Here is a 12,042-nt window from a genome sequence, read left to right on the forward strand (position 1 = left end):
ACGCGTGCGGTGGCTTCGGGGGTCGGAGATGCTCTGCAGGTGGTGCAGTAGGTTCATCGGGGCTGCGCTAGAAGGGTTGTTTCAGCGCTTTAGTTTCGCTTGGATTTAGATGCGATTGCCCTGGGAAAATGGGCTGTTAGCTATTAAAAAAAGAGCAAATCTCAGCGCTGCATGCTGCGCAGCGCATTCGCCGCCTCGCTCACCAGGGCCGGGCCGCGGTAGATCAGGCCGGTGTAGACCTGCACCACGTCGGCGCCGGCCCGGATCTTGGCCAGCGCGTCGGCCGCCGACAGGATGCCGCCCACGCCGATGATCGGAAAGCCCTGGCCCAGCCGCGTGCGCAACTGCGCGATCACGCGGTTGCTGGCTTCGCGCACCGGCGCGCCCGACAGGCCTCCGGCCTCCATCGCATGCGGCAGGCCGGCCACGGCCTCGCGCGCGATCGTGGTGTTAGTGGCGATCACGCCGTCCATGGCATGGCGGCGCAAGGTGGCGGCGATGGCGTCGACCTGCGATTCGTCCAGGTCGGGCGCGATCTTCAGGAATAGCGGCACGCCGCGGCCGTGGCGCTCGGCCAGCAGGCCGCGGCGCTCGGTCAGCACGCCCAGCAGCCCGTCCAGCGCCTCGTCCGACTGCAGGCTGCGCAGGTTGCGCGTATTGGGCGAGCTGATGTTGACGGTGACGTAGTCGGCATGCGGATAGACCCCCTCCAGGCAGGCCAGGTAGTCGTCCGCGGCGCGTTCTATCGGCGTATCGGCGTTCTTGCCGATGTTCAGGCCCAGCAGCATCGAGCGCCCGGCGCGCTGGCGCAGGCGCGAGTGCTGCACGTTGGCCAGGAAGGCATCGAGCCCGAGGTTGTTGAAGCCCAGCCGGTTGATCAGCGCCTCGGCCTGCGGCAGGCGGAACATGCGCGGCTGCGGGTTGCCGGGCTGGCCGCGCGGCGTGACGGTACCGACCTCGACGAAGCCGAAGCCCATGGCGCCCAGGGCGTCGATGCAGCGCGCATTCTTGTCCAGGCCCGCGGCCAGGCCCACGCGGTTGGGAAAGTCCAGGCCCGCGAGCTGCACCGGGTCGTGCACCGGCGCCTGCTGCCAGAGCGCCTGCAGCGGCGTGTTCTGGCCGCGCGCCAGCCAGTCCATGGTGAAGTCGTGGGCGCGCTCGGCGTCCATGCAAAACAGCAGGCGGCGGGCGAAAGGGTAGGGCAGCAGCATTGGATAATTCCGGGTTCGACCGCGGATTCTCTCCCATGCCCAACACCCCTCTCTCCCAAGACGAACTCAAAACCCTGGTCGGCCGCGCCGCACTCGACTACGTGGTGCCCGGCCAGGTGGTCGGCGTCGGCACCGGCTCGACCGTGAACAAGTTCATCGATGCCCTGGCCGGCATGCGCGAGCGCATCCCCGGCGCCGTCTCCAGTTCCGTCGCCAGCACCGAGCGGCTGCGGGCGCTGGGCATCCCGGTGCTCGACGCGAGCGCGGTGGAGTCGCTGGCCGTCTACATCGACGGCGCCGACGAGATCGACGGCCACGGCTGCATGCTCAAGGGCGGCGGCGCCGCGCTCACCCGCGAGAAGATCGTTGCGGCACTGGCCACCACCTTCGTCTGCATCGCCGACGCCTCCAAGCGCGTGCAGACCCTCGGCGCCTTCCCGCTGCCGGTGGAGGTGATCCCCATGGCCACGCGGCGCATCGAGCGCCAGTTCGCCGCCATGGGCGGCCGCGCCTCCGTGCGGCAGAAGAACGGCGCACCGCTGGTCACCGACAACGGCCAGCACATCCTCGACGTGCAGGGCCTGCAGATCACCGACCCGCTGGCGTTCGAGACCGAGGTGAGCCAGTGGCCCGGCGTGGTGACCGTGGGCGTGTTTGCCTACCAGAAGGCGCAGATCTGCCTGCTGGCGACGGCGGATGGCGTGGAGACCATCCGCTATGCCTAGAACCGGATGCCGGCAGGATTCGCCGGCGCTGGCACCGGCGCTGGCGCTGCGGGCGCTTCGGTGCGCTGCGCAGGGGCGGGCGCAGGCGCGCTGCGCCGTGCCACCAGCGGCGTGGGGGCGGACGCCTGGTAGTTTGCGGGCAGCTGCGACTGCTTGGGGTAGCCGGCGGCGTCGAGGTACTGGTTCCACTCGGCGCTGGAGAAGCCCTTGAGCTGCTGCGCTCCCAGCGTGGCAAAGGGCAGCGAGGTGTCGCCGCTGATGCGCTTCAGGGCAGCGCTGTCCTCCGGCGTCGTGACGGTCTTCTCGGCAAAGGGCACTCCGCGCGCGTTCAGCAGCGCGCGGGCGCTGGCGCAGGGTTCGCAGTCGCTGGTGCTGTAGAGCGTGACCGGGTAGCGGTCCGCGACCTGCTTGAGTTCATACGGGAGATGGGCCGTGGCGGGGGCGCCGGCGCGGGGGCTGAGCGGTGCGACGCGGGCCTGCGCAGGGGCATCGGGCCGGTCGGAGAAGGTGACCCGCCCGTCCGGCCCGACGATGCGGAACACCTGCTGCGCCTGCGCGCCGGCACCCAGCGCGCAGAGCAGCAGCACGGCGATGTGGGGTGTGCGCGTCGGCATGCGGCGTGTTCCCTGGCGGATCAGGCCATGCCCTGGTGCCGCAGCAGCGCGTCGATGCTCGGCTCGCGTCCGCGGAAGGCCTTGAAGGACTCCATGGCCGGGCGGCTGCCGCCGGCTTCCAGAATCGCGCTGCGGTAGCGGCGGCCGGTTTCGAGGTTGGGCGAGCCGTCCGCGTGCGCGGATTCCTCGAAGGCGGCATAGGCGTCGGCCGACAGGACCTCTGCCCACTTGTAGCTGTAGTAGCCCGCGGCATAGCCGCCCGCGAAGATGTGGCTGAAGGTGTGTGCCGGCCGGCTGAAGGGCGGGGTAGGCAGCACCGCGACCTCCGCGCGCACCTGGGCCAGCAGCGCCATGGCGTCCCGGGCCGGCTCGCCTTGCGTGTGCAGCAGCATGTCGAACAGCGCGAACTCGACCTGCCGCAGCGTTGCCATGCCGCTCTGGAAGTTCTTGGCGGCGAGCATCTTGTCGAACAGTTCGCGCGGCAACGGCGCACCGGTGTCCACGTGCGAAGTCATGTGGCGCAGCACGTTCCACTCCCAGCAGAAGTTCTCCATGAACTGGCTGGGCAGTTCGACCGCGTCCCACTCCACGCCGCTGATGCCGGAGACGTCGTGCTCGTTGACCTGGGTCAGCATGTGGTGCAGGCCGTGGCCAAACTCGTGGAACAGCGTGGTCACGTCGTCGTGCGTCAGCAGGGGCGGCTGGCCGTCGGTGCCGCTGGCGAAGTTGCAGACCAGGTGCGCCACCGGCGTCTGCAGCCGGCCGTCATCGGGCCGCAGCCAGCGCGCGCGCACGTCGTCCATCCAGGCGCCGCCGCGCTTGCCGGCACGCGCGGAGGGGTCGAGGTAGAACTGGCCGACCAGCGTCGCGCCACGCTCGATCCGGTAGAACTCCACCGAGGGATGCCAGACCGGCGCACTGTCGCGGCGGATGGCCACGTCGAACAGCGTCTCGACGATCTTGAACAGGCCGGCCAGCACCTTGGGCGCGGGGAGGTACTGCTTGACCTCCTGCTCGCTGAAGGCATAGCGCGCTTCCTTGAGTTTCTCGCCGATGTAGGCCCAGTCCCAGGGCTGCGGATCGGCCAGGCCCAGCCGCTCGGCCGCGAAACTGCGCAGGTCGGCCACGTCCTGCTCGGCGTAGGGCCGTGCGCGGCGTCCGAGGTCGCGCAAGAAATCCATCACCTGCTGCGGCGAATCGGCCATCTTGGGCACGAGCGAGACTTCGCCGAAGTTGGCATAGCCGAGCAGTTGCGCTTCCTCGTGGCGCAGCGCCAGGATCTCGCGGATCAGCGGGCCGTTGTCGAACTTGCGGAACTCCTCCGGCGCCTGCTCGCTGGCGCGGGTGGAGTAGGCGGTGTAGAGACGCTGGCGCAGCGCGGCATTGTCGGCAAACTGCATCACCGGCAGGTAGCACGGCATCTTCAGCGTGAGCTTGAAGCCTTCCTTGCCCTCGGCCTGCGCCGCGGCGCGGGCGGCCTGCCGCACGTCGGCCGGCAGGCCGGCGAGTTCGGCCTCGCTGGCGTAGTAGGCGAAGGCATCGGTCGCGTCGAGCGCGTTCTCGCTGAACTTCTGGCTCAGTTCGGCCTGGCGTTCCTGGATGGCGGCAAAGCGCTGCTTGGCCGCGCCCTGCAGCTCCGCGCCGGAGAGCACGAAATTGCGCACGGCATTGCGGTGCGCCTGCTGCTGCTCGGGGCTCAGGCCGGACGGAGCGATGGCCTTGTATTTGGCGTAGAGCCGCTCGTCCGCGCCCAGGCGCGTCCAGAAGTCGGTGATGTGGGGCAGGGCGGCGTTGTAGGCGGCGCGCAGCTCGGGCGTGTCGGCCACGCTGTTGAGGTGGCTGACCGCGCCCCAGGCGCGGCCCAGGCGCTCGGTGGCCACGTCCAGCACGCGGGCGATGGCGGTCCAGTCGGCGTGGAAGTCCGGCGCCGTCACCGTCTCCAGGGCCTGCTCGGCGTCGGCCAGCAACTGGTCCAGGGCGGGCGCCACGTCGGCCGGCGTGATGCGGTCGAACAGCGGCAGGTCATGGAAGTCGAGCAGGGGATTGGGGGCGGCGGTGGTGGAGGTCATGCGCTTTAGTGTGGTGGCGGGGCCGCCGGGTTCAAGTGAGAAACTGTGCTGGCCAGGGCGTCACGCGGCAGCCGCGCGCTCGGCGGACTCCAGCGTGTTGACCAGCAGCATGGTGACCGTCATCGGCCCGACGCCGCCGGGCACCGGCGTGATCCAGCCGGCGACTTCCTTGACGCCCGCGAAATCGACGTCGCCGCAGAGCTTGCCCTGCTCGTTACGGTTCATGCCGACGTCGATCACCACCGCGCCAGGCTTGACCATGTCGGCGGTCAGTGTGTTGCGCCGGCCGACCGCGGCGACCACCACGTCGGCCTGCAGCGTGTGGGCCTTGAGGTTCTGCGTGGCGCTGTGGCAGATGGTGACGGTGGCGTTCTTCTGCAGCAGCATCAGGGCCATGGGCTTGCCCACGTTGTTGCTGCGGCCGATCACCACGGCATGCTTGCCGCGCAGGTCGATGCCGGTGCTCTCCAGCAGCTTGATGCAGCCATAGGGCGTGCAGGACCAGAAGCCCGGCGTGCCGGTCATGAGCGCGCCGGCGCTGGCGACGTGAAAGCCGTCCACGTCCTTCTCGGGCGCGATGGCCTCGATCACCTTCTGCGCGTCGATGTGGCGAGGCAGCGGCAACTGCACCAGGATGCCGTGAATGGCAGGGTCGGCGTTGAGCGCCTGCACGCGCGCCAGCAGGGCGGCTTCGCTCAGGCTGGCGTCGTACTTCTCGAGCACCGAGTGCAGGCCGGCCTCCCGGCAGGCCTGCACCTTCTTGCCCACGTAGACCTGGCTGGCCGGGTCTTCGCCGACCAGGATCACGGCCAAGCCGGGCGTGACGCCCCGGGCCTTGAGGGCGGCAGTGCGCTGCGCGACTTCGGCGCGCAGTTGTCGGGCAACGGCGTTACCGTCGATGATCTGAGCAGTCATGGAATTGGATCTTGCAAGTAAAAACGCCCGCTTGCGCAGGCGTGGTCTAGGCTTCTAGCTATTTATTTTATAGCAATTCACGTGGTGGCCTTGGCCGGGGTCTGGCCCAGCGCGATCTTCAGCAGGTCCGCCACCGTGTTGGCGTTGAGCTTTTCCATGATGTTGGCGCGGTGCGCCTCCACCGTCTTGATGCTGATGCCCAGATCGTCGGCGATCTGCTTGTTCAGGCGCCCGGCGACGATGCGTTCGAGCACCTGGGCCTCGCGCGAGGTGAGCTTGCCCAGCAGCGCATCGCGGCTGGCGGCCTGCTGGGAGTCGGCGAACACGCTCTTGGCGTAGTCCAGCATGCGCTCGACCAGGCCCACCAGTTCGTCTTCCTTGAAGGGCTTCTGGATGAAATCCAGAGCGCCCTTCTTCATGGTGTTGACCGCCATCGGCACGTCGCCGTGGCCGGTGATGAACACGATGGGCAGGGGCGACTTGCGCTCGATCAGGCGGTCCTGCAATTCGAGGCCCGTCATGCCGCCCATGCGGATGTCCACGATCAGGCAGGCCACTTCGCGCGGGTCGTAGCGGGAGAGGAAGGACTCGGCGGATTCGAAGCAGCGGACCCGGTAGTCCTTGCCTTCCAGCAGCCACTGCAGCGAATCACGGACGGCCTCGTCGTCATCCACCACATAGACCGTGCCTTTTTTTGGAATCAAGCTCATGCAGTTACCCCAGGGTCTCTCGTCGTTTCAGCGGAAGGCGCGGCTGTGTCGGCGGGTTGTACGAGCGGGATCCAGAAGGAAAAGCGACAACCCGTTACGTCCGGGCCATTGTAGAGGTTCTCCGCCTGCATCCGTCCCTGGTGCGATTCGACGATGCTGCGGCACAGATTGAGGCCTATGCCCATGCCTTCGGACTTGGTGGAGAAGAAGGCTTCGTACAGGCGCTCCAGCACCTCGGGCGCCAGACCCTTGCCGGAGTCGAGCACCGAGAATTCGATCACCGGCTGCTCTTCCACGCGGCGCGGCACCACGCGCAGTTCCACCGTGCGGCGGCCGGAGGGGCGCTGCGCCTGGTCGATCGATTCCGCGGCGTTCTTCATGAGGTTGATCAGCACCTGCTCGATCAGGATCGGGTCCACCAGCAGCTGCGGCAGGCGCGCGGCCACGTAGTGCGACAGCCGCACGTTGCGCCGGCGCAGCTCGATCTCGGCCAGCTCGACGGCCTCGGTCACCATCTCGCTCACGTCCGACAGCGTGCGGTTGGGCTCGCTCTTCTTCACGAAGGAGCGGATGCGCTGGATGATCTGGCCGGCGCGCTGCGCCTGCTTGGCGGTCTTCTCCAGCGCGAAGAGCATCGCCTCCTCGGTGATCTGGCCCCCCTGGATGCGCGAGATCATGCCGCTGCAGTAGTTGCTGATGGCGGTCAGCGGCTGGTTCAGTTCGTGCGCGACGGACGAGGCCATCTCGCCCATGGTGATCAGGCGGCTGACCGACTGGGCGCGCTCGGCCTGCTGGGCGCCCAGTTCCTCCGCATGGCGCCGCGGCGTGATGTCGGTGGCGATCACCATCTGCGCCAGGCGGCCGTCGGTCCAGTTGAGGTAGCGCGAGCGCACCTCCAGCCATTTGCCCAGGCCGGGCAGGTAGATTTCCGCGTTCTCCGTCTGCGCCATGGTCAGGCTTTCGGTGGGCAGCCCGGCCAGGTCGTCCACGTCGTCCATCGTGTCTTCCTGGCCGCCCTGCGGCACGCCGGCCTGCGCCACCATCTGCAGGTGGCCGGTGGTGTCGGTGCCGAACCACTGGCGGTACAGCTTGTTGGCGAACAGCAGTTCCTTGCTGCCCAGCGGGGCGACCGACACCGAGGCGTCCAGCGCCTCCAGCACGATGGTGAAGCGCTCGTGCGAGGCCGACAGTTGCGCCCGGATGCGGTTGGGCTCGGTGATGTCGGTCATCGAGGTCATCCAGCCGGTCTGCTGGCCGCGCGGGTCGATCAGCGGCGACACGTAGAGCCGCGCATCGAAGATGCTGCCGGACTTGCGCTTGACCCGCACCTGGAAGCCGCCCGGAATGTGGTGGCCGCTCAGCTCGTCGCGCAGCCGCGCGGCCAGGATCTGGTGGTCTTCCTCGGGCCAGTAGGAGTAGGGCGGCTTCTGCCCGACCAGTTCGCTCTCGCTCCAGCCGGTCATCTGGCAGAAGGCCGCGTTTACGTAGGTGATGCGGCTTTCCATGTCGAGCGCGCGCATGCCGGTGAGCACCGAGTTCTCCATGGCGCGGCGGAAGTTGGTCTCGGCCATCAGCGCCTCCTGCGCCTGCACGCGGCGGCGGGTATGGCGCCAGGTGGCGATCAGCATCCACGCGGTCATGGCGCTCAGCGCGCTGACCAGCCAGAAGAAGCCGCTGCCCACCACGCCCAGCGAGGTGCGGTAGGCCTGCGCATGGATCACCAGCCCATTGCCGACCGGCGACACCGGGACTTCGTAATCGATCGAGCGCGACGCCCAGGGCACCAGGCGCTTGGCGCCCTCGCGCTCGGGCAGGCCGTTACCCGCCAGCAGGCGGTCGCTTCCGTCGCGCAGCGTGACCGCATAGCGCGCCAGCACTTCGCTCGGGGCGCCGTAGCGCAGCAGCCCATCGATCGAGTATTCGCCCAGCACCACGCCGGCGAAGTGGCCCTGCGTGGTCAGCGGAATCTGCAGTTGCAGCAAGGTGGAGGCGTCCTGCCCGCCGATGGGCTGCGAATAGACCGGCTGCTGCAGGTCGCGCGCCAGGCTGAACACGCCTTCGGTCTCGCCCGGGCGCAGGACTTCGCCGAGCGTGCGCAGTTGGCTGCTGGGCAGCGTTGGCGCCGCATGGCTGGCCAGCACGCGGCGGCGCTCGTCGATCCAGGTCAGGGCCTGAACCTCGGGGAACTGGCTGATGAGCGATTCGGCCCGGCTGGTGAACTCCTGCTCGTCCACTTCGCCGTTGGAGATGTCGCGCGCGATGCGCATCAACTGCTCTTGCCGCTCCAGCAGGCGCAGGCGCATGCGCTGCTGCGTGTATTCCACGTCACGGCGCACGGCCTCGTGCTCGCGGTCGATTTCCTCCACGCGCAGGTACCAGAAGGCCGAGATGATCGCGGCCAGGAACAGCAGCACCGCGGCCAGCGGCGCCAGCATGGCCAGGCGGTCCTGCCGCGTAGGCGACTGCCGTCGCCACCACAGTCGCCACACGGCGCCCAGGCGGTTGAAGGCGCCGTTGCGCCCGCGGGAGGTGGAAAACGGCATGGCCGGAGTGTAGGCCGGCGAAAAGCCCCTTTGTGCGGCGCAGCATCATATTCCTTAATGTGGAATTGAAAAGCGCCATTTGAAATGATGAGAAAGTGTGCGACACTGCGGTTACGCGCCGATCCGGCGTGCCCACTGACCAGCGCCTAACGCGGCGCGCCACTGGAGACAAAACATGTCCGCCCTCCCTGACGACCTGTCCGGCGCCGCTGCGCGCGCGGCCCAAGATTCCGATCAGCAGGAAACCCGCGAATGGACCGACGCGCTGTCGGCCGTGATCCAGGCCGAAGGCCCCGAGCGCGCCCACTTCCTGCTCGAGCAACTGCTGGAGCACGCGCGCCAGAGCAGCATCGACATGCCGTTCTCGGCCAACACCGGCTACGTGAACACCATCGAGCCCTCGCAGGAGGCGCGCTGCCCCGGCAACCTTGAGCTGGAGGGCCGCCTGCGCGCCTACATGCGCTGGAACGCCATGGCCATGGTGGTCAAGGCCAACCGCCTGCATCCGCCCGAAGGCGGCGACCTGGGCGGCCACATCGGCTCCTTCGCCTCGCTGGCCAACATGTTCGCGGCCGGCTTCAACCATTTCTGGCACGCCGAGAACGGGAACCACGGCGGCGACTGCCTGTACATCCAGGGCCACGTCTCGCCCGGCATCTACGCCCGCGCCTACCTCGAGGGCCGCATCTCGGAAGAGCAGTTGCTGAACTTCCGCCAGGAGGTGGACGGCAAGGGCCTGTCCAGCTACCCGCATCCCAAGCTGATGCCCGAGTTCTGGCAGTTCCCCACGGTGTCCATGGGCCTGGGGCCGCTGATGGCGATCTACCAGGCGCGCTTCCTCAAGTACCTGCATGCGCGCGGCATTGCCAACACCGAGAACCGCAAGGTCTGGGTGTTCTGCGGCGACGGCGAGATGGACGAGGTCGAATCCCTGGGCGCGATCAGCCTGGCCGCGCGCGAGAACCTCGACAACCTGATCTTCGTCATCAACTGCAACCTGCAGCGCCTGGACGGCCCGGTGCGCGGCAACGGCAAGATCATCCAGGAGCTGGAGGGCGAATTCCGCGGCTCGGGCTGGAACGTGATCAAGCTGATCTGGGGCAAGGGCTGGGACGAGCTGCTGGCCAGGGACAAGGACGGCGTGCTCAAGAAGATCATGATGGAGTGCAACGACGGCGACTACCAGTCGTTCAAGGCCAATGACGGCGCCTACGTGCGCAAGCATTTCTTCGGCCGCGATCCGCGCGCGCTGAAGATGGTCGAGCACATGAGCGACGACGAGATCTGGAACCTGCGCCGCGGCGGCCACGACTCGCAGAAGGTCTACGCGGCCTTCCATGCGGCCAACTCGCACAAGGGCCAGCCCACCGTGCTGCTGGTCAAGACCGTCAAGGGCTTCGGCATGGGCAAGATCGGTGAGGGCAAGAACACCGTGCACCAGACCAAGAAGCTCGGCGACGAGGACATCAAGGCCTTCCGCGACCGCTTCAACATCCCGATCCCCGACAGCAAGATCGCCGACCTGCCGTTCTACAAGCCGGCCGACGACACGCCGGAGATGCGCTACCTGCACGAGCGCCGCAAGGCCCTGGGCGGCTACCTGCCGCACCGCCGCGTCAAGAGCGACGAGAGCTTCACCGCGCCCGCGCTGGAGACCTTCAAGGCGGTGCTCGAACCCACGGCCGAAGGCCGCGAGATCTCGACCACGCAGGCCTACGTGCGCTTCCTCACGCAGTTGCTGCGCGACAAGGACATCGGCCCGCGCGTGGTGCCCATCCTGGTGGACGAGGCCCGCACCTTCGGCATGGAAGGGCTGTTCCGCCAGATCGGCATCTACAACCCGCATGGCCAGCAGTACACCCCGGTCGACAAGGACCAGGTCATGTACTACCGCGAGGACAAGGCCGGCCAGATCCTGCAGGAAGGCATCAACGAGGCCGGCGGCATGAGCAGCTGGATCGCCGCGGCCACCAGCTACAGCACGAGCAACCGGATCATGATCCCGTTCTACGTGTACTACTCGATGTTCGGCTTCCAGCGTATCGGCGACCTGGCCTGGGCCGCGGGCGACATGCAGGCGCGCGGCTTCCTGCTGGGCGGCACCTCGGGCCGCACCACGCTCAACGGCGAAGGCCTGCAGCACGAGGACGGCCACAGCCACATCCTGGCCAACACCATTCCCAACTGCGTGAGCTACGACCCGACCTTCGCCCACGAAGTCGCCGTGATCATGCAGGACGGCCTGCGCCGCATGGTGCAGGAGCAGGAAAACGTCTTCTACTACATCACCCTGCTCAACGAGAACTACGCCATGCCCGGCCTCACGCCCGGCACCGAGCAGCAGATCATCAAGGGCATGTACCTGTGCCAGGCCGGCCAGAAGAAGCCCCAGAGCGGCCTGCGGGTGCAGCTGCTGGGTTCGGGCACCATCCTGCGCGAGTCCTTCTTCGCCCAGGAACTGCTGCTGGCCGACTGGGGCATCGCCGCGGACGTGTGGAGCTGCCCGAGCTTCAACGAACTGACCCGCGACGGCCAGGAGGCCGAGCGCTGGAACCTGCTGCATCCGCTGGAAACCCAGAGGCTGCCCTTCGTCACGCAGCAACTCTCGGCCAGCGAAGGCCCGGTGGTGGCATCGACCGATTACATGAAGGCCTACGCCGAGCAGATCCGCCCCTTCATCCCCAAGGGCCGCAGCTACAAGGTGCTGGGCACCGACGGCTTCGGCCGCTCGGACTTCCGCAGCAGACTGCGCGAGCATTTCGAGATCAACCGCCACTACATCGTGGTGGCCGCGCTCAAGGCGCTCAGCGAGGACGGCGCGCTGCCGGCCGCCAAGGTGGCCGAGGCGATCAAGAAGTACGGCATCAACGCCGACAAGATCAACCCGCTCCACGCGTAACGCAAACGGATCAACTGCGCCTGAGGGCGGGAGACAAGCGACATGGCAACAGTGGACGTGAAAGTACCGGACATCGGCGATTTCGACGAAGTCGCGGTGATCGAAGTGCTGGTGAAGGTGGGCGATACGGTCAAGGCCGAGCAATCGCTGATCACCGTCGAATCGGACAAGGCCTCGATGGAGATTCCCTCGAGCCAGGCCGGCGTGGTCAAGGAGCTCAAGGTCGCGGTCGGCGACAAGGTCAAGCAGGGCTCGGTGGTGCTGGTGCTGGAGGCCGAGGGCTGTCTCTTATACACATCTAAAAAGGGGGGGGGGGGGGGGGGGGGGGGGGGGGGGGGGGGGGGGGGGGGGGGGGG

The 12,042-nt window shown here is 67.8% G+C and carries 9 protein-coding genes; 3 read left to right on the forward strand and 6 right to left on the reverse strand.

Annotated features, from left to right (window positions below):
• Positions 1 to 161: 161 nt before the first annotated feature.
• The gene (locus JHD63_RS19365) at positions 162 to 1,211 is read right to left on the reverse strand and encodes a quinone-dependent dihydroorotate dehydrogenase (RefSeq protein ID WP_198972444.1); all 1,050 of its coding nucleotides are present in this window, start codon (positions 1,209 to 1,211) and stop codon (positions 162 to 164) included.
• Between the two features lie 35 nt (positions 1,212 to 1,246).
• On the opposite strand from JHD63_RS19365, the gene rpiA reads away from it, so the two are divergent.
• Positions 1,247 to 1,936, forward strand: coding sequence for a ribose-5-phosphate isomerase RpiA (rpiA, locus tag JHD63_RS19370; RefSeq protein WP_198972445.1), 690 nt, complete (start codon positions 1,247 to 1,249; stop codon positions 1,934 to 1,936).
• Here rpiA and JHD63_RS19375 read toward each other — a convergent pair.
• The 5 genes from JHD63_RS19375 to JHD63_RS19395 all read right to left on the reverse strand — a co-directional run bounded on the left by JHD63_RS19375 (position 1,933) and on the right by JHD63_RS19395 (position 8,787).
• Complete coding sequence (locus JHD63_RS19375) at positions 1,933 to 2,550, reverse strand: glutaredoxin family protein (protein ID WP_198972446.1); 618 nt, start codon at positions 2,548 to 2,550, stop codon at positions 1,933 to 1,935. The two genes, rpiA and JHD63_RS19375, sit on opposite strands and share 4 nt — an antisense overlap.
• Before the next feature lie 20 nt (positions 2,551 to 2,570).
• A complete protein-coding gene (locus tag JHD63_RS19380) occupies positions 2,571 to 4,619 on the reverse strand; it encodes a M3 family metallopeptidase (RefSeq protein WP_198972447.1) in 2,049 nt (682 codons plus the stop codon).
• Between the two features lie 60 nt (positions 4,620 to 4,679).
• Positions 4,680 to 5,534, reverse strand: a complete 855-nt coding sequence (gene folD / locus JHD63_RS19385) for a bifunctional methylenetetrahydrofolate dehydrogenase/methenyltetrahydrofolate cyclohydrolase FolD (RefSeq protein WP_198972448.1) — start codon at positions 5,532 to 5,534, stop codon at positions 4,680 to 4,682.
• A gap of 77 nt (positions 5,535 to 5,611) precedes the next feature.
• The gene (locus JHD63_RS19390) at positions 5,612 to 6,244 is read right to left on the reverse strand and encodes a response regulator transcription factor (protein WP_198972449.1); all 633 of its coding nucleotides are present in this window, start codon (positions 6,242 to 6,244) and stop codon (positions 5,612 to 5,614) included.
• The gene (locus JHD63_RS19395; protein WP_198972450.1) at positions 6,241 to 8,787 is read right to left on the reverse strand and encodes a PAS domain-containing sensor histidine kinase; all 2,547 of its coding nucleotides are present in this window, start codon (positions 8,785 to 8,787) and stop codon (positions 6,241 to 6,243) included. Before JHD63_RS19395 ends, JHD63_RS19390 begins: the two co-directional genes overlap by 4 nt.
• Before the next feature lie 175 nt (positions 8,788 to 8,962).
• On the opposite strand from JHD63_RS19395, the gene aceE reads away from it, so the two are divergent.
• On the forward strand, positions 8,963 to 11,686 hold the full coding sequence (aceE, locus tag JHD63_RS19400; protein WP_198972451.1) for a pyruvate dehydrogenase (acetyl-transferring), homodimeric type: 2,724 nt from the start codon (positions 8,963 to 8,965) through the stop codon (positions 11,684 to 11,686).
• A gap of 42 nt (positions 11,687 to 11,728) precedes the next feature.
• Positions 11,729 to 12,042 (forward strand): biotin/lipoyl-containing protein (locus tag JHD63_RS19405; RefSeq protein WP_304952646.1); only part of this gene is annotated, 314 nt, incomplete at its 3' end.

The organism is Xylophilus sp. ASV27, assembly GCF_016428875.1.
GTDB lineage: Bacteria > Pseudomonadota > Gammaproteobacteria > Burkholderiales > Burkholderiaceae_C > Xylophilus.